We start from the raw sequence: 18,315 nt of genomic DNA on the forward strand, positions 1-18,315 counted from the left end.
ACGTGGCGGCCCGGGGCCGGCGGTGATCAGGGTTCCGCGGGGTCCGGCGCCCCTGCCCGCTCATGAGGCCTCCGAGCGGTCCGCGGCCATGCCCGCCGCGTCCAGCAGGGCCATGCCCACGATCAGGTCCGCCCCGCCGAACTCCGGGTCGTCCAGCCGGGTCCCGTCGTCGACGGCGAACAGCAGGCGCCGCTCGCCCTGCCGGTAGGCGGTGCCGACGGGCGGGGACGCGGCGTGCACCGCGAGCAGGGCGACCAGATAGGGCAGGTCCGGATCGCTCCGCCGGGCCTCGGCGAGGAGTCCGGAGAGCCGGCGCGGTGCGTCGTGCTCCAGATCGAGGAGGTTCATGGCGCTCGCCAGCTGCTCCTCGCTGAACCTGCTGTCGTCCGGGGTGGCGATCAGATCCGGCTCGGGCATCTCGGCACCCAGATGCTCCCGCTCCAGGGGCGGGGTGAGCAGCATGTCGACCAGGTCACCCACCCGTACCGAGGTGGGTGTGCGCAGCCCCGCGCCGTGGGCGAAGAACGCGTCGGTGACGCGGATGGCCTCTTCCACGGGGAGCGGCAGCAGCGGGGCGACCAGCTGGCCGTACAGATCGAGGCCGGTCCTGGCCGTGGGGGTGGCGAACGCCTGCCGGTCCTGTTCGGCACGGAACAGCGGTCCTGCCTCCAACAGGCGGGACTGCAGCTGGGTGTGGCGGCGGATGCAGTCCTTGACTATGTCGACGAGCTCGGCGGCGCGGCGCTTGTGCTCGGGTTCCTCCGCCTCGTCCCGGGCCTTGCGGATGTTGGTGAGGATCGCGTTCTCATGGCGGTAGCGGTCGGCCACGTGGTCCAGTGCCTCGGCGATCATGTCGGGCACGGCGTTGAGCCAGTCGACGGCCCTGACGTTGCGCCGGGTCGCCTCCAGCGTCTTGCGGAGCGTCTCCGCGTACTGCACGGTGCGGTAGCGGGCCTGTTCGGCGGCGAGCTGCGCATCGGCGAGGCGGCCCCGGCTGATCAGGACCTCCAGTTTCACCTCGGCGGCGATCTGGGCGCTGGTGACGTCCGTGTCGAGGGCGCCGACCAGGACGTTGACCGCTTCGTCGGTGGCCCTCAGATAGACGCTGCCGCCGTAACCGGGTACCTCTTCGATCAGCTTGAAGTCGTAGTCCCTGCGGACATAGACCCCGTCCGGGCCGAACGTGCCGTACACCGCGCGGAAGCCGCGGTCCACGCTTCCGACGTTGATCAGGTTGTCGAGCACCCAGCGGGCGACTCGCTCGTGCTCCGCGGTGGGACGACGCGGCGCCTGGGCAGCGACGCGCGGGAGCAGTTTGGCCACTATCTGCTCGTGGTCGGCGCCCGTGTCGAAGTCCATGTGCAGCGTGACCTGGTCGATCGCGGCGAGGGCGACCTCCGCCATCGCGTAGACCGTGTACTCACCGGCCAGATTCGCCTTGCGCACGTCGAGGTCGTGCAGCGGCGCCGTGCAGGCGAGCGCGCGCAGCCGCCGGGAGAGCCCCTCGTCGGCGGCCGGGCCCGGGGCGGGCCGCGGCCCCGCGCTGAGCTGGGGCGCAGCGTTGTCCGTGTAGGCAGGCGAAGTCACGCTGCACAGATTAGGTCCTCACACCGACAACGGTCGAAACGGCGCAGAAGCGACCGGTTGCGGCACTCCGTATCCTCCGCCGCCGGGTGTGCGCAGGACCAGCACATCGCCGGGCGCCAGTTCGGCCGTGTCACATCCCTCCAGCGAGGTGACCGTGTTCTTCCCGTCGGCTCGCTCGATGTGCTGGCTGCCCAGCGCGCCCGGTTCGCCGCCCGCCATGCCGTACGGAGGGACGCGGCGATGTCCGGTGAGCAGCGCCACCGTGACGGGTTCGAGGAACCGGAGTCTGCGCTCGACCCCACAGCCGCCGTGCCACCGGCCCGCTCCCCCGCTGCCGTCCCGTACCCGGAAGCTCTCGACCAGGACCGGGTAACGCCATTCGAGCACTTCGGGATCGGTGAGCCGGGAATTGGTCATATGGGTCTGCACGGCGTCGGTGCCGTCGAAGCCGTCGCCGGCGCCCGAGCCGCTGGCCACCGTCTCGTAGTACTGGACGCGGTCGTTGCCGAAGGTCAGGTTGTTCATGGTGCCGGAGCCCTCGGCCTGGATGCCGAGCGCCCCGTACAGCGCGCCCGTGACGGCCTGGGAGGTCTCCACATTGCCCGCGACGGTGGCCGCGGGATGGACGGGCGCCAGCATCGAACCCGCCGGGACTCTGACCTCCAGGGGTTTGAGGCAGCCGCTGTTGAGCGGGATGTCGTCGGCGACCAGGGTCCGGAAAACGTACAGAACCGCGGCCATGACGACGGACTTCGGGGCGTTGAAGTTCCCGGGCTGCTGCGGCGAGGTGCCGGTGAAGTCGACGATCGCGCTGCGGGCGGTACGGTCCACGGTCAGCGCGACCTCGATCACGGCGCCGTTGTCGGTCTCGTAGCGGTACGAACCGTCGTGCAGCCGGGCGACGATCCGGCGTACGGACTCCTCGGCGTTGTCCTGCACGTGGCCCATGTACGCGTCGACGGCCTCGGCGCCGAACTGGTCCACCGTGCGGCGCAGTTCCGCGATGCCCTTCTCGTTGGCGGCGATCTGGGCCCGCAGATCGGCGAGATTGGTGTCGGGGTCACGGGACGGGTACGCGGCGGTGGTGAGCAGCTCGCGGGTCTCGGTCTCGCGGAACCTGCCGTCCCTCACCAGCAGCCAGTTGTCGAACAGCACCCCTTCCTCGTCGATGGTGCGGCTGAAGGCGGGCATGGAGCCGGGGGTGATGCCGCCGATCTCGGCGTGGTGGCCCCGTGACGCCACCAGGAATCTCAGCCCCGACCCGTTCTCGCCGCGTTCGTCGAACACCGGGGTCACCACCGTCACATCGGGCAGATGTGTGCCCCCGTGGTACGGGTCGTTGATGGCGTACACATCGCCGGGACGCATGGTGGAGCCGTTGCGCCGCAGCACTTCCTTGATGGACTCCCCCATCGAGCCGAGGTGCACCGGGATGTGCGGGGCGTTGGCGATCAGGTTGCCGTCCGCGTCGAAGAGCGCGCAGGAGAAGTCGAGCCGCTCCTTGATGTTGACGGAGTGGGCGGTCTTCTCCAGGCGCACGCCCATCTGCTCGGCGATCGACATGAAGAGATTGTTGAACACCTCCAGCATGACCGGGTCCACCCGCGTGCCGACGGCGGTCCGGTCGAGGCGCGGGCGGACCCGGGTGAGCAGCAGATGGCCGGTGTCGACGACGGTGACCTGCCAGCCGGGATCGACGACGGTGGTGGCGTCGGCCTCGGCGATCACGGCGGGACCGGTGACGGTGTCCGACGGTTGCAGGGCCTCGCGCCGGTGGAGCGGGGTGTCCTGCCATCGGCCGTCGGCGAACATCCGTACCGTGTCGTGGGGTTGTGGCGTGCCCTCGCGGACCGTCCGGTCCACCGGGTGCGGTACGTGCCGGCCCGCCGCACCGGTCGCCTCGACCGACACCGCCTCGACGAGCAGTGGTCTGTCCATGGTGAAGCCGTAGCGGGCGCGGTGCTCGTCCGTGAACGCCCGTGTCATCGCGGGCGGGGTGTCCAGGTCGACGGGCAGGCTCGCGTCCGTGCCGGCATAGCGCAGGAGGACCCGGGCGTGGGTGCTGATGGCACTGTCCTCGAGTCCGTCGGCGCGCAGTTCGGCGCGGGTGCGGGCGGCCAGTTCCGCGCAGAGCGCGTCGACTGCGGCCCGGGTGCCTTGGGCGTCGAGCTCCGCTTCGACCGACTGTTCGCGCATGGCGGTGGCGTCGGCGAGACCGATGCCGTACGCGGACAGCACCCCGGCCAGCGGTGGCACGAGGACGGTGTCGACGCCGAGTGCGTCGGCGACGGCGCAGGCGTGCTGACCGCCGGCGCCGCCGAAGCAGGTGAGGGCGTAGCGGGTGATGTCGTGGCCGCGCTCCACGGAGATCTTCTTGACCGCGTTCGCCATGTTGAGCACGGCGATCTCCAGGAATCCGGCCGCGGCCTCGGCCGCGGTACGCCGCGAGCCGGTGGCCTGTGCCACCTCGTCGGCGAGTGCCCCGAACCGCTCGTGCACGACGTCGGCGTCGAGCGGCAGGTTTCCCTCCGGCCCGAAGACTGCCGGGAAGTGCGCGGGCTGAACCCGGCCGAGCATCACATTGGCGTCGGTGACGGTGAGCGGCCCGCCCCTGCGGTAGCAGGCCGGGCCCGGGTCCGCGCCCGCGGAGTCGGGTCCGACCCGGTAGCGCCGGCCGTCGAAGTGGAGGACGGAGCCGCCGCCGGCCGCAACGGTATGGATGTTCATCATCGGGGCGCGCATCCGCACCCCGGCCACCTGGGTGCCGAGCTCGCGCTCGAACTCGCCCGCGTAGTGCGAGACATCGGTGGAGGTGCCGCCCATGTCGAAGCCGATGACCCGGTCGAATCCGGCCTGTCCGGACGTACGGGCCATGCCGACGACCCCACCGGCGGGGCCGGACAGCACCGCGTCCTTGCCACGGAAGTGCGCGGCTTCCCGCAGTCCGCCGTTGGACTGCATGAACATCAGCCGGACGGACTCCAGTTCGCCCGCGACCTCCTCGACGTACCGGCGCAGGATCGGCGAGAGGTACGCGTCGACGACGGTGGTGTCGCCGCGCGGTACCAGCTTGATCAGCGGGCTGACCTCGTGCGAGCAGCTGACCTGGGTGAAACCTGCCTCACGGGCAGCGGCGGCGACGGCGGTCTCGTGGGCGGGGTGTCGGTAGCCGTGCATCAGGACGACCGCCGCGCTGCGGAAGCCGTCCGCCCTCGCGGCTCTCAACTGCGCTGCCGTCGCAGACAGATCGAGGGGGGTGAGGGTCCGGCCGTGCGCATCGATCCGCTCCGGGACCTCGATCACCCGGTCGTACACGGCCTCCGGCAGCAGGATGCGGCGGTCGAAGAGGCGCGGGCGGTTCTGGTACGCGATGCGCAGGGCGTCCCGGAACCCTTCGGTGGTGACCAGGACGGTCGGCTCCCCACGCCGTTGGAGCAGGGCGTTGGTGGCGACGGTCGTCCCCATCTTCACGCTGCCGACCCGGTCGGCGGGAACCGGGTCGGCGGGGCCGAGGCCGAGCATGAGGCGGATCCCGGCGACGGCTGCGTCGCGGTAGCGGTCCGGGTCGTCCGAGAGGAGCTTGCGGGTGACCAGGTGCCCGTCGGGATCACGGCCCACCACGTCGGTGAACGTGCCGCCACGGTCGATCCAGAACTCCCAGCGTCCCGTCATCCCTCCATACTGACGCGCGGCGCGGACAACAAGGACACGCCGTGCCGCCCCTCGGGCGTGACGGCGGCAAGCGCGCCCTGCAACGCCTGGTCGGCCCGCCGGTCCAGCTGCCCGCTCGTGCCGCACGCCCAGTGCCGTACCTCCGCTCCCGCCAGGCACAGCAGCTGAGGCAGCAGATCGGTGCTCCGCCGCACCAGCCACCCGGTGCCCGCCGTGGCCAGCCAGAACAACGAGTCGGCACTGCTGGGCGGCGGCTGCTCCGGCTCGCGTCCGGGCGGGGCGCCGAGGGCGAGACCGCGGGCGGCGAGCAGGGCGTGGAATCCGGCCGCGACCGACCGATGGCCGCGCTCGGCCGGATGGAGCCGGTCGACGCTCCACAGTGAACGGTCGGAGACCCATGTCCCGTCCGAGGCGTGCAGATGGACGGCGTCGTAGCGGGTGGACAGGGCATGCACCACGGCATTCACCGCACTCTGCCGCCGGGCCAGTGGGCGCCCCAGGGGCGCAGGCAGCCCGAGGACGGAACCGGGATCGGGCAGACACGCCGTCAGGAGTACGGCTCCGCCGCCGGTCAGGAGCGCACAGACCTCGTCGAGCCGCTGGGCGACGAGCCGGATGTCGAAGGAGCGGCGGAGGGTGTCGTTGACGCCGACGACCACGGAGGCGAGGTCGGGGCGGAAGGCAGCGGCGGCCGGAGCCTGCCGGTCACGGACATCGCCGGAGAGCGAACCGCTGACGGCGAAGTTACGGAACTCGACGCCCCGGTGCCCGTCGCCGATGCCGTCGGCGAGCAACGCGGCCCAGCCGCGCCGGCCACCGGGGACAGGATCACCGACTCCTTCGGTGAACGAGTCCCCGAGCGCGGCGAACCGGATCGGGGGGTGGGGGCTCCCGGGCGGCGCGGTCGGTTCCGGCAGAGCCTCCGTGACGGGCACGGGAGCCGGCCCGCGGACCGGCGCGGGCACGGGCACCGCTGGCACGACCGGCACCGCCACGGCCCCCTTCGCGCCGCCCGCCCGCGCCCGCACCCCCGTCATGTGAGCGCTCCCCGGATCCCGCCCCGCTGCGGCACTTGGTGCGCCGCCAGGAACGCGGCGACCGAGCAGTCCCAGCCGAAGAGTTCGGCACGTTGTCTCGCCGTCGTACGCCGCTCGTTCTCCGGGCACGCCAGCAGTTGCCGTACCGCCGCGGCGAATGCGTCGCCGGTGTCCGCCGCAGCCGCTCCCGCACCGCCGATCACCTCCGGCAGCGCTGAGCTCGCGCTCGCCACCACCGGGGTGCCGCAGGCCAGCGCCTCCAGGGCGGAGAGACCGAACGTCTCGGCGGGGCCGGGCGCCAGGCAGATGTCGGCTGCGGCCTGCAGATCCGCCATCCGCTCCCGGTCGCGCACATGGCCCAGGAACTCGACCGGCAGCCGCTCCGCCCGTACCCGGCTCTCCAGCCCCGCGCGCAGCGGCCCGTCGCCCGCGACGAGCAGCGTCGCAGGCACGCCCAGACCGTTCAGGACGGCGAGGGCGTCCAGGGCGCGGCCGGGACGTTTCTCCACCGAGAGGCGGGAGCACAGCAGAAGCAGTACGGACCGGCCGTGCGCATGGCGGGCGCGCAGGACCGTGCTGCGGCGGCCGGGGCGGCAGCGCCGCAGGTCCACGCCGAGTGGGGCGCGGACCACGTTGCGGGCGCCGATCCGTAGGAATTCGCGCTCCGCCCACTCCGTGGTGCAGACGATCCTCGTGTAGGCGTGAGCGCTCAGGGTGTTGAGGCGGTCGGCCGCGCGCCCGGCCGCGGCCGCCGGTACGCCCCAGGTGCGCAGCACCCCGTCCGCCGTCTCGTGGGAGACCATCACGGCAGGCACCCTGGCGCGGCGCGCCCACTCGCCCGTCCAGCGCAGGGTGGTGCGGTCGGAGACCTCCAGACGGTCGGGCCGCAGCGTTCCGAGGAGGCGGCGGAGCCTGTGGCGGCCGGCCAGCACGCGGTAGCCGCCGCTGCCCGGCAGCACCGGACCGGGCAGGGTGATCACCCTGCCCTGCTCGGTGTACACGTCGCCGGCGGTGTCGCCGGGGACGACGAGCACCGGCTTGTGCCCGGCCGCGAGGTAGCCGCGGCCGAGTTCGTCCAGGGCGGTGCGCAGTCCGCCGGAGGACGGGGTGACGAAGTTCGCCAGACGGACGATGGTCATTCCCCGCTCGCGCCCGGTCATGCGGCCACCGCCTGCCGGTCGCGCAGCACCTCGTCGTAGTGGCCGAGCAGCTGATCGCCGACGGCTTCCCAGGTGCGGCCCTCGACCATGGCCCGCCCGGTCCGCCCGTACGCCGCCGCGAGGGCCGGGTCCGCAACGAGCGCGCCGACGGCCGCCCGTACCGCATCGGCGTCGCGCGGCGGGAGCAGCAGCCCGGTCCGCCCGTGGCCGACGAGGTCGAGCGGTCCGCCCGCCGCCGGAGCGATCACGGGCACACCGGAGGCCATCGCCTCCTGCACCGTCTGGCAGAACGTCTCGTACGGGCCGGTGTGCACGAACATGTCCAGCGACGCGACGATCCGGGCGAGGTCGTCCCCGGTCCTGCGGCCGAGGAAGACGGCGCCGGGCAGAGCCGCGCGCAGCGAGGCAGCGCTCGGGCCGTCGCCGACGACCACGACCCGCACCCCCGGCAATCCGCAGGCCCCGGCGAGAAGTTCCACATGCTTCTCCGGGGCGAGCCGGCCGACGTATCCGACGAGCTTCTCCCCGCCCGGGGCGAGGCGCCGGCGCAGCGCCTCGTCGCGCAGCGCGGGCCGGAACCGTACGGTGTCGACCCCGCGCGGCCACAGCCGCACCCGCTCCACCCCGTGGTCGGTGAGGTCGCGGACGGCGGCGGTCGACGGAGCGAGCGTGCGGTCGGCGGCGCTGTGCACGGCGCGCATCCGCCGCCAGGCGGTGTTCTCGCCGGCGCCCAGGTAGGTACGGGCGTAGCCGGCCAGGTCGGTCTGGTAGACGGCCACGGTCGGCAGCCCCAGCCGGGCGGCGGCCGCCATGCCGCGGACGCCGAGCACGAACGGTCCGGCGAGATGGACGAGTTCGGCCCGGTGGGCGATGAGGGCCGCGGTCAGCCGACGGCTGGGAAGCGCCACCCGGACCTGGGAGTAGCCGGGCAGCGGCAGGGACGGGACCCGCACCACGGGGCAGGGCGCGGCCGACGCGAAGAGGTCGGTGCCGTCCGAGGTGCCGGGGCACGGGGGTGAGGAGGAGCGGGACGTGGTCGTCGCACCGGCGGTGGCCGGGGCGATGACGAGCGGTTCATGGCCGCGCGCGGCGAGATGCCGGGCGGTCTGCAGGGTGCAGTGGGCCACACCGTTGACATCGGGCGGGAAGGATTCGGTGACGATGACGACACGCATACCCGTGTTGTCGTCGCGCCGGACGTGACTGGGCCGACTTGGATCTTTCCCCCCGGGGAACGTCCCATGAGCGTTGGACGTTCGTGGGCGGGTACGCCGCGCTCCCCCGAAGCGCTGCGTCCTGCTGTGCGTGGAGCGCGTCAGACAGCGGGGGCGTCGGGCCCGATCCTGCTGCGTACCGCGGTCTGCACCTCGGCCTCCTCGGCCGGGTCGGCGGCCAGTCGGCGCAGCCGTTCGGCGACCCTGATGTCGCCGGTCTCCGCATGGAGTGCGGCGACCTCGCGGGTGGACTCCTCGCAGTCCCACAGGCATTCGACGGCGAAGCCGGTGGCGAAGGAGGGGTCCGTGACGGCGAGCGCGCGGGCCGCCCGGCCGCGCAGATGGGAGGAGGACGTCTCCCGGTAGACATGGCGCAGGACGGGTGCGGCGCAGGCGATGCCCAGTCGGCCCGTGCCGTCGACCAGGGTCCACAGGCGCGGTGCGTCCGGTCCTTCACCGCGTACGGCGTCGCGCAGGGCGGCGAGGACGAAGGAGGCGTCCTGTGCTCCGCCCCGGCAGGCGAGCACACCGGCGGCGGAGGCGCCGAGCGCGTCGGGCCGTCGGGCCCAGCGCCGGGCCCGGTCCACCGCCGCGTCGCCGCACATCCGCTCGAAGGCGGCGACGGCCGCGTCGGCGACGGTGCTCGACGGGCTGACCGCCGCGGCCTCGATCAGATCGAGGACAGCGAGGTCCCTGACCTCGGAGAGGTAGTGCAGGGCCGCGCAGCGGGCGCCGTCCGGGCCGCTGCGGGCGGTCTCGACGATCAACGACCGGTCCTCGGGACCGGCGACGGCGGTGAGGCAGCGGGCGGCCGGTACGTGCAGGACACTGCCGCGGTCCAGTCCCTGCTGGGCCCAGTCGAACACAGCCTGGACGCTCCAGCCGGGGCGTGGGCCGCCGGGCCGCATCTGCCGCTGCCAGCGGTCGAACGAGCCCTGTTCGGAGGCGGCCCTCACCCGGGCGCCGACCGCTTCACGCGGGTCTTCGGCCCACAGCCGCCAGGGCCGGGGCTCGAAGGCGTCCCGTACGGCGGCCGCGAGTTCGGCGGCGCCCTCCTCGGTGGCGGGGAACCTGCCGAGGACGGGCACGGCGAGGGAACGGAGCCCGGCGTCGTCGTCACGCAGGGCCAGCTCGTCGAGGGCCCACGCCCAGTTGGCGCCCGTCGCCGCGTACCGCCGCAGCAGGGCCAGGGCGTCGCCGCGTCCGTACGAGGCGAGGTGACCGAGTACCGCGAGGGCCAGGCCGGTCCGCGAGTCGTCGGTGTCGATGTGGTCGTCGGGATCGCAGAGGTGCCGCTCGATCTCCTCGATGCCGCCATCGAGGTCGAGATACAGGCGTGCGTAGTAGAGGGAGCGGTTCTCGACCTGCCAGTCGTGACGCGGGTCGCTCAGGACACAGTGGTTGAGCGCCGCGAGAGCCTCGGGGCGCGGTGCGGCAAGCGCGTGCAGCGTGCCGTCGCCGCGGCCCCTCTGCAGCAGGCCGAGCAGGGTGCCGCTCGGCGCTATGAACGGATCGAACATGGGAGAAGCCTCACATCAAGCTGTCGACGCAACCGGGACTGTGCAGTTCCAAGTGCCGGGTGGGCACTACGCCGCGCAGCAACATGATCGGCCGACCGCCGTCTTCTGCTTGCTGTAGACCATCTTCCTCTGCCTCTCGTCGGTGGCCCGAATCGGGCCCGCGACGTCATGATGACCCAGCCATTTCGCCACCGCGACCACATTTACGGCGAACCCGTTCAGCGGGAGCCGAAGAGTTCCAGCAGGTCGGCCTTGCCGAACATGCGTGCGGTGTCCGTTGCGGACGGTGTACCGGCGTCCGGGTCGGCGCCCGCCGCGAGGAGCGCCTCGATCACCGCGGTCTCACCCTTGAAGACGGCCCCGGCGAGCGGCGTCTGCCCGCGGTCGTTGGCCCGGTCCGGGTCGGCTCCCCGGCTCACGAGGGCGGCGACCGCGGGGGCGTGCCCGTGGTACGCGGCGAGCATGAGCAGCGTGTCACCCCGGTCGTTGCTGAGGTTTGCGGGCACACCGGCGTCCACGTACGCGGCGAGCGCCTCGGTCTCCCCGCGGCGCGCCAGGTCGAAGACCTTGGTCGCCAGCTCGACGACCTCGGGGTCGGGGGCTTCGCTCATCGGACGGACCGCCTTCCATTAACGGGTTTCGCTGCTGCCGGCCAGGGGGGCGGTACGCCGTGGGGCCGTACGAGTGAATCGACAGGGTACTTCTCCGCAGCGCACATGCCGCATCCCGGCCGCGGCAGAGGATCACGTCGCATGAGGCCCCCACGGTGCGCGGCACCGGAAGTTCCGTCCGCACCACGTTCCCCTGTCGGCCAGTCCAGTGAAAAAGATGAGTTTTCACCCAATTGCAGCTTTTATCTTATAGATACTCTTTGTGAGCCTGGAAGGACTCATGGTGACTGTCCCCCAAACAGGAGAACCACTCATGAACCTTTCCATGTCTGGCGTCGTCATCCTCGGCATCATCGTCTTCCTGTTCTTCAGGAAGGACGGTCTGAAGGGCTCGCACGCCTTCGTCACCGCCCTGTTCGGCTTCTATCTGGCAGGCACCGCCATCGCACCGAGCATCACGGCGGGCGGCGCGAGCCTGGCCAGCCTCCTGGGCGGGATCAAGTTCTGACCCGCCGCGACCGCTCCAACCCCTTCAGGAGAACCGACGTGCCCCGGCGACCCCTTCCCCGCATTCTGAGCAGCGGCAGCGCTTCGATCACTCGCAGTCGCGAGTTCGCGCGCACGGCCGCCGGCAACGCCACCGACGTCCTCCATCCGCTGATCAGGGTCGTTCGTGGTCTGCGGCTGCTGGCGGGTGCGGGACGGCAGAAGTGGGCCGCGACGCCCAAGGAGCGGCGTAATCCCATCCTGTTCCTCATCGCGGCCTGCGTACTCGTGGTGGTGCTCATCCCGTACGGGCCGCTGCTCGCCCTGGTCACGGTGATGGGCGTCGCCGCATGGAAAGGGCGGGAACGCACACCCGCGAAGACCGGTCCCGGCAAGGCCGAGACGGCGCGTCTGCAGGCGCTGTACGAGGCGCTCGTGCCCCACTTCTCCGTCGCCGAGGACCCGAGTCCGCTGTTCGCCCACGGTAGCGACTGGACCAAGGCGTTCAGCGGCTACGAGTTCGACGGCGACGGTCGCGTCACCCGCCTCCACGTCTCGTACCCCGCATACTTCACCGACGGCGAGACCGCCTCCCGGGCCCGGATCGAACAGCTGCTGCACGCCAAGTCGGGCCGTGGCCGCGAGTACCACTTCGCCTGGGACGAGGAGGGCAACCAGCTCGTCATGAGCGTGCTCGACGCTCTGCCCACCTCGATCGCCGCACAGCGGTTCGTCACCGCGCCGGGCGAGACAGTGCTGGGGTTCACCGACAACGACGCGGTGCAGCGCACCGTGCCGGTGACCGACGGGGACACGACCCGGGACGCTCCCCCGGTCTTCTGGCGGACCGGCGCCCGCTCCACCGAGCCGCACCTGCTGATCGTCGGACAGCCCGGCAGCGGCATCACCACTCTGATGCGCTCCGTCGCCGTCCAAGCGCTCCAGAACGGCGACATCCTCATCGTCGAAGGCAGCGGAACCGGCGAGTACGCCTGCCTGACCGGGCGCACCGGAGTGCTGTCCGTCGAGTGCGGACTGGCCGGTGCCCTGGCGAGCCTGGAGTGGGCGGCCCACGAGACGGAGCGGCGGCTGATCGCCGCCAACCGGGCCCGGCAGGCGGGTCACTCCGCGCCCGAGGACACCAGGCGCCCGCTCTGGATCCTGCTGGACCGGCCCAGCGTCCTCGGCCATCTGTCGGCCGCCGACGGCAGACCCGATCCGCAGGAGCTGCTGCAGGTGCCGCTGCGGCACGGCCGCGCGGCCAATGTCACCGTGGTGCTGGCCGACCAGTTCGACAGCTTGGACACGCTCAGCGAGACGGTACGGAGCCACACCAGGGCCCGCGTCGTACTCGGCCACAGCTCCCGCGAGCAGATCGAGACGGTGCTCGGCCTGGAGCCGCACACCACACCGACCCCGGACGTCCCGCCCGGCCGGGGGTACGTGCGGCTCGGTACCGGTCCGGTGCTGCGGCTCCAGGTTCCGGCCACACCTGACCCGTACGACGACGCGACGAGCGAGGCGCACCGCCAGGCGGTGCTCGATCTCCTGCCCACGGGGGAGAGACCGATCGAGGCGACCGTTCCGGATCCGGCGACTGCGGCGACTGCGACCCCCTTGACCCCGCAGAACGCACTGACCGCGGAGATCGCCCTGACCCCCGAGCAGATGTCGCTCAGCGAGTAGGAGCGCGGAAGGGGCGGGGAGGGCCGCGTGATCCTCCCCGCCCCTCCCGCTGCGCCTCGGCCGTCAGGCGACGAACGTGCGAGGCGCCTCCGCTCCCGCGCTCGCCCCCGACCCCACCAGCTCCGCCGCCGCGGCGAGCCGTACCGCCGCCTCGTCCGCCACCGGACCGCCGACCGTGAACGGCAGCCGTACGTATCCCTCGAAGGCGCCGTCGACGCCGAATCGCGGACCGGACGGCACCCGCACCCCCACCCGCTCGCCCGCCACGGCCAGCCGTGACCCGGAGAGTCCGCCGGTGCGCACCCAGAGCGTCAGCCCGCCCCGCGGCACCTCGAACTCCCACTCCGGCAGCTCCCGGCGCACCGCCGCGACCAGCGCGTCCCGGTTCTCCCGCGCCTGACCGCGCCGGAGTTCCACGGCCTCCTCCCAGCCCCCCGTGCGCATCAGCCAGTTGATGGCGAGCTGTTCCAGCACGGGTGTGCCCATGTCGGCGTAGGCGCGGGCGGACACCAGACTGCGGATCACGTCCGGCGCGGCCCGCACCCAGCCGATCCGCATGCCTGCCCAGAACGCCTTGCTGGCCGAGCCGACGGTGAGCACGGTGCTGCCCGCCGGGTCGAAGGCACAGACCCGGCGCGGCATCTCGACATCGGCGTCGAGGTACAGCTCGTTCATGGTCTCGTCGACGACCAGGACCGTCCCGGCGGAGCGGGCCGCGTCCACCAGGGCCCGCCGCTGGCTCTCGTCGGCGAGCGCACCGGTGGGATTGTGGAAGTCCGCCACGACGTACGCGAGCCGGGGCGCCGCGTCGCGCAGCACCTGCCGCCAGCGGTTCATGTCCCAGCCGCCGATCCCCTCCTCCATCGCCACCGGTACCAGCCGGGCGCCCGCCTCCCGCATCAGCTGAAGGATGTTGGCGTACGAGGGGGACTCCACCGCGATCCGCTCGCCGCGCCCGGCGAAGAGGTGGCAGATGGCGTCGATCGCGCCCATCGCGCCGGTGGTGACCATGATCTGTTCGGGCATCGTCGGGATGCCGCGCCCGGTGTAGCGGTCAGCGACCATCTGCCGCAGCGCGGGCAGCCCGGCCGGATAGTCGCCGTGGGTGTGCGCGTACGGCGGCAGCTCCTCCAGGGCGCCCTGGACGGCGCGGGTCAGCCAGGGTTCGGGAGCGGGCAGCGACGCACAGCCCAGGTCGATCATCGAACCGAGCGACTCCGGGGGCAGCGGTTCCAGGCCGCGCGCGGGCAGGGGGTTGCCTGCCGGGACCGCGGTCCAGCTGCCCGCGCCGCGCCGGGACTCCAGGAATCCCTCGGCCCGCAGCGCCTCGTAGGCAGCGGCGACGGTGGTGCGGCTGACGGACAGGGCGAGCGCCAGCTCGCGTTCGGCCGGGAGCCGGGCGGCGACCGGCACCCGGCCTTCGAGGACGAGCAGCCGGACACCGTCGGCGAGCGCGCGATAGGCGGGGGGCCTGCGGGCGCCGGGGCCCATCGGCTTCTGCTGCTGGGCCTGGAGCTGCCGGGCGAGCTGCGCGGCACCGACGGCCGAAGTCCACTGCGCCATGTAAATCAGTCCACCTTCCTCGGATTGGCCATAGTTGGCAGCCAATCCCCTGCCACAGAGTGTCACGCGGCAGTCCACCAGCACCACACGAGGGAGCACATCTTGTCCGTCACCGCCGCCCCCCGCCGGGCGCACCTCACACGACGGCTGATGCAGCTCTACGTCGGCCTGGCCCTGTACGGGGCAAGCTCGGCGCTGATGGTCCACGCCGGGCTCGGGCTCGAACCCTGGGGGGTGCTGCACCAGGGCCTCGCGGAACGCACCGGGCTGTCCATCGGGGTCGTCGCGATCATCGTCGGCGCGGCTGTCCTCTTCCTGTGGATACCGATGAGGCAGCGCCCCGGGCTCGGCACGGTCTCCAATGTCTTCGCCATCGGCCTCGCCATGGACGGCACGCTCGCCCTCGTCCCGGAGCCGCACGGCCTGGCGGCCCGGATCGTTATCATGGTCGCGGGGATCGCGCTCAACGGTGTCGCGACGGGGCTGTACATCGCGGCACGGTTCGGCCCCGGGCCGCGCGACGGCCTGATGACCGGACTGCACCGGCGCACCGGCCGCTCGGTCCGCCTCGTCCGTACGGCGATCGAGGTGGCCGTGGTGGCGACCGGCTTCCTGCTCGGCGGCTCCCTGGGCGTGGGCACGGTCCTGTACACGCTGTCCATCGGCCCGCTCGCCCAGCTGTTCCTGCGCTTCTTCGCGGTCCCCGAGGCGAAGCCCGCCGACCAGACCGTCGCTCCCGCGCCGGGGTCCGGCACCACCGCCGTCACCGGCCGGCCATCGAAGGAGGCCATACTGCCGCAGTGACCTCTGTACGCCACCCTTATCTGGACCATCCCGCGACGATCCCCTTCGCCCACCGAGGCGGAGCGGCGGACGGGATCGAGAACACCACGGCCGCGTTCCGCCGGGCCGCCGATGCCGGCTACCGCTACTTCGAGACCGATGTGCACACGACGTCGGACGGACGTCTGGTCGCCTTCCACGACGCCACCCTGGACCGGGTGACGGACGCCCGTGGCCGGATAGCCGACCTGCCGTGGAGCGAGGTGCGGCGGGCCCGGGTGGCGGGCCGTGAACCGCTGCCGCTGTTCGAGGAGTTGCTGGAGGCGTTTCCCGACGCCCGCTGGAACGTGGACATCAAGGCCGAGCCGGCGCTCGTCCCGCTGATCGACCTGATCCGCCGGACCGATGCCTGGGACCGGGTGTGTGTCGGCTCGTTCTCGGAGACCCGGGTGGCCAGGGCGCACCGCCTCGCCGGGCCCCGGCTGGCCACCTCGTACGGCGTCCGCGGCGTCCTGGGCCTGCGGCTGCGCTCGTACGGCATACCGGCCGCCCTGCGCGCCGGAGCGGTGTGCGCGCAGGTCCCGGAGAGCCAGAACGGGGTCCGGGTGGTGGACCGGCGCTTCGTCCGGGAGGCCCATGCCCGCGGGCTCCAGGTCCATGTCTGGACGGTGAACGAACCGGATCGGATGGCAGCTCTCCTCGATCTCGGCGTGGATGGCATCATGACCGATCACATCGAGACGCTGCGCACGGTGCTGAGCGAGCGGGGAGCATGGGCCTGACGCCGGCCCGGCGGCGTCCCCACGGGGAGATACGAGGGGGGTGCGGGTTGAGCGCCGAGACCACCGACACCGCTGAGCCGACGCCGGAACACACCACCGGCGGCGCCGACGCCGCGGACCGCAGACGCGAACAACACGGCTGGTATTTCTACGACTTCGCGTGTTCGGTCTACTCGACCAGCGTTCTCACCGTGTTTCTCGGCCCCTATCTGACGTCGATCGCCAAGGCCGCCGCCGACGCCGACGGTTTCGTGCACCCGCTCGGCATCCCGGTGCGCGCGGGTTCGCTCTTCGCCTACGCGGTCTCGATGTCCGTCGTGGTGGCGGTGGTGATGATGCCGATCGTGGGCGCCGCCGCCGACCGCACGGGCCGCAAGAAGCCCCTGCTGGCGGCCGCCGCGTACGTGGGGGCGGCCGCGACGACCGGGATGTTCTTCCTGGACGGCCACCGCTATCTGCTGGGCGCGTTCCTGCTGATCGTGGCGAACGCGTCGATCTCGGTGTCGATGGTGCTCTACAACGCGTATCTCCCGCAGATCGCCGAGCCCGACGAACGCGACGCCGTCTCGTCCCGGGGCTGGGCCTTCGGTTACACGTCGGGGGCGCTCGTCCTGGTCCTCAATCTGGTCCTCTACACGGGCCACGATTCGTTCGGGCTCTCCGAGTCCGACGCGGTACGGATCTGCCTCGCGTCGGCGGGGGTCTGGTGGGGAGCCTTCACGGTCGTACCGCTGCGCCGGCTGCGTGACCGGCGGGTGGCACCGGGTGGTGAGGGCGCGGTCGGCTCCGGCTGGCGCCAGCTGCTCGCGACCCTGCGCGACATGCGCCGCCACCCGCTCACGCTCTCGTTCCTGCTCGCCTATCTCGTCTACAACGACGGCATCCAGACGGTGATCTCGCAGGCGTCGGTGTACGGCTCCGAGGAGCTGGGCCTCAACCAGACATCCCTGATCACGGCCGTGCTGCTGGTGCAGGTGCTGGCGGTGGCCGGAGCCCTGGGCATGGGCCGGCTGGCACAGGCGTACGGCGCGAAGCGTACGGTCCTGGCCTCGCTCGTCGTCTGGACCCTGATCCTCGTCGCCGGATACTTCCTGCCCTCGGACGCCCCGGTCTTCTTCTATCTGCTGGCCTCGGCGATCGGCCTGGTCCTCGGCGGCAGCCAGGCACTGTCCCGCTCTCTGTTCTCACATCTGGTGCCTCACGGCAAGGAGGCGGAGTACTTCTCCGCGTACGAGATGAGCGACCGCGGACTGAGCTGGCTGGGGCCGCTGGTGTTCGGTCTCGCGTATCAGCTGACCGGCAGCTACCGGGATGCGATCATCTCTTTGGTGATCTTCTTTGCGGTCGGTTCCCTGCTGCTCGCGAGGGTGCCTGTACGGCAGGCCGTCGCGGCCGCGGGAAATCCCGTTCCTGAACGGATTTAGACGTTGAAGTGAAAGGCCGGTAGTGTACGCCTTTGGCCTGCCCGGAGGACCGTTACTGCGAGTGGAAGAAGCTAAACCGTTGGGTGACAACTTCTGCCAAATGTGACAAACCGGGCAATGTTGGGTACCCAACTCTGAAAAAGCAGCGGCACGACGGGCGACGCATGACCGGCAACGGGAATCTTTGCCGCCGACCGGACGTTGACCGGATGACGACGACAGCGACACCTGTCCTGTGGGCGACAAGCCCGGGAGGCACGATTCATGAGTGAGCGAGCTCTCCGCGGCACGCGACTCGTGGTTACCAGCTACGAGACGGACCGCGGCATCGATCTGGCCCCGCGCCAGGCGGTGGAGTACGCATGCCAGAACGGACATCGATTTGAGATGCCGTTCTCGGTAGAGGCGGAAATTCCGCCGGAGTGGGAGTGCAAGGCGTGCGGCGCCATGGCACTCCTGGTGGACGGGGATGGCCCCGAGGAGAAGAAGGGCAAGCCTGCGCGTACGCACTGGGACATGCTCATGGAGCGGCGCACGCGCGAGGAGCTTGAGGAGGTGCTGGCCGAGAGGCTGGCGGTTCTGCGCTCCGGAGCCATGAACATCGCCGTGCACCCGCGGGACAGCAGGAAGTCTGCCTGACCGCGCGACACCGCAGAGTGACAGAGCCGCGGGGGGGGGGGGGGGGGGGGGGGGGGGGGGGGGGGGCGGCGGGGGCGCGGGGGGGGGGGGCGGGGGGGGCGGGGGGGGGGGGGGGGGGGTGGGGGGGGGGGGTGGGGGGGGTGGGGGTGGG

General features: G+C 72.0%; 14 protein-coding genes. 6 read left to right on the top strand and 8 right to left on the bottom strand.

The window, feature by feature from the left end; genetic code table 11:
• Positions 1-60 precede the first annotated feature (60 nt).
• From ACIBB8_RS31405 to ACIBB8_RS31435, 7 genes are all read right to left on the bottom strand, one after another.
• Complete coding sequence (locus ACIBB8_RS31405) at positions 61-1,587, bottom strand: hypothetical protein (RefSeq protein WP_398957895.1); 1,527 nt, start codon at positions 1,585-1,587, stop codon at positions 61-63.
• A gap of 18 nt (positions 1,588-1,605) precedes the next feature.
• Positions 1,606-5,259, bottom strand: a complete 3,654-nt coding sequence (locus ACIBB8_RS31410) for a hydantoinase B/oxoprolinase family protein (protein WP_398957897.1) — start codon at positions 5,257-5,259, stop codon at positions 1,606-1,608.
• A complete protein-coding gene (locus tag ACIBB8_RS31415) occupies positions 5,256-6,296 on the bottom strand; it encodes an SGNH/GDSL hydrolase family protein (RefSeq protein ID WP_398957899.1) in 1,041 nt (346 codons plus the stop codon). The genes ACIBB8_RS31410 and ACIBB8_RS31415 overlap by 4 nt, the downstream gene beginning before the upstream one ends.
• Complete coding sequence (locus tag ACIBB8_RS31420; RefSeq protein WP_398957901.1) at positions 6,293-7,456, bottom strand: glycosyltransferase; 1,164 nt, start codon at positions 7,454-7,456, stop codon at positions 6,293-6,295. The genes ACIBB8_RS31415 and ACIBB8_RS31420 overlap by 4 nt, the downstream gene beginning before the upstream one ends.
• The gene (locus tag ACIBB8_RS31425; RefSeq protein WP_398957903.1) at positions 7,453-8,631 is read right to left on the bottom strand and encodes a glycosyltransferase family 4 protein; all 1,179 of its coding nucleotides are present in this window, start codon (positions 8,629-8,631) and stop codon (positions 7,453-7,455) included. The genes ACIBB8_RS31420 and ACIBB8_RS31425 overlap by 4 nt, the downstream gene beginning before the upstream one ends.
• 140 nt (positions 8,632-8,771) lie before the next feature.
• A complete protein-coding gene (locus tag ACIBB8_RS31430; RefSeq protein ID WP_398957905.1) occupies positions 8,772-10,190 on the bottom strand; it encodes a HEAT repeat domain-containing protein in 1,419 nt (472 codons plus the stop codon).
• Positions 10,191-10,408: 218 nt separating this feature from the next.
• Complete coding sequence (locus ACIBB8_RS31435; protein ID WP_398957907.1) at positions 10,409-10,801, bottom strand: ankyrin repeat domain-containing protein; 393 nt, start codon at positions 10,799-10,801, stop codon at positions 10,409-10,411.
• A 313-nt stretch (positions 10,802-11,114) separates the two neighbouring features.
• Here ACIBB8_RS31435 and ACIBB8_RS31440 point away from each other — a divergent pair, with 313 nt between their 5' ends.
• Complete coding sequence (locus tag ACIBB8_RS31440) at positions 11,115-11,309, top strand: hypothetical protein (protein ID WP_266988092.1); 195 nt, start codon at positions 11,115-11,117, stop codon at positions 11,307-11,309.
• A gap of 38 nt (positions 11,310-11,347) precedes the next feature.
• Positions 11,348-12,973 carry a hypothetical protein gene (locus ACIBB8_RS31445; RefSeq protein ID WP_398957909.1) on the top strand — a complete coding sequence of 542 codons (1,626 nt, stop codon included), beginning with the start codon at positions 11,348-11,350 and terminating at the stop codon, positions 12,971-12,973.
• 63 nt (positions 12,974-13,036) lie between these two features.
• Here the strand turns inward: ACIBB8_RS31445 and ACIBB8_RS31450 are convergent, their stop codons facing one another.
• Positions 13,037-14,536 carry a PLP-dependent aminotransferase family protein gene (locus ACIBB8_RS31450; RefSeq protein ID WP_398957911.1) on the bottom strand — a complete coding sequence of 500 codons (1,500 nt, stop codon included), beginning with the start codon at positions 14,534-14,536 and terminating at the stop codon, positions 13,037-13,039.
• Positions 14,537-14,638: 102 nt separating this feature from the next.
• Here ACIBB8_RS31450 and ACIBB8_RS31455 point away from each other — a divergent pair, with 102 nt between their 5' ends.
• The 4 genes from ACIBB8_RS31455 to ACIBB8_RS31470 all read left to right on the top strand — a co-directional run bounded on the left by ACIBB8_RS31455 (position 14,639) and on the right by ACIBB8_RS31470 (position 18,164).
• Positions 14,639-15,340, top strand: coding sequence for a YitT family protein (locus tag ACIBB8_RS31455; protein ID WP_398957913.1), 702 nt, complete (start codon positions 14,639-14,641; stop codon positions 15,338-15,340).
• The gene (locus ACIBB8_RS31460; RefSeq protein ID WP_398957915.1) at positions 15,337-16,101 is read left to right on the top strand and encodes a glycerophosphodiester phosphodiesterase; all 765 of its coding nucleotides are present in this window, start codon (positions 15,337-15,339) and stop codon (positions 16,099-16,101) included. Before ACIBB8_RS31455 ends, ACIBB8_RS31460 begins: the two co-directional genes overlap by 4 nt.
• 47 nt (positions 16,102-16,148) lie before the next feature.
• Positions 16,149-17,525: an MFS transporter gene (locus ACIBB8_RS31465; RefSeq protein WP_398957918.1), complete on the top strand. Its 1,377-nt coding sequence runs from the start codon at positions 16,149-16,151 to the stop codon at positions 17,523-17,525.
• Positions 17,526-17,789: 264 nt separating this feature from the next.
• Positions 17,790-18,164, top strand: coding sequence for an RNA polymerase-binding protein RbpA (locus tag ACIBB8_RS31470; protein WP_007262928.1), 375 nt, complete (start codon positions 17,790-17,792; stop codon positions 18,162-18,164).
• Positions 18,165-18,315 lie beyond the last annotated feature (151 nt).

The organism is Streptomyces sp. NPDC051286, assembly GCF_044455345.1.
In the GTDB taxonomy this organism is placed as follows: domain Bacteria; phylum Actinomycetota; class Actinomycetes; order Streptomycetales; family Streptomycetaceae; genus Streptomyces.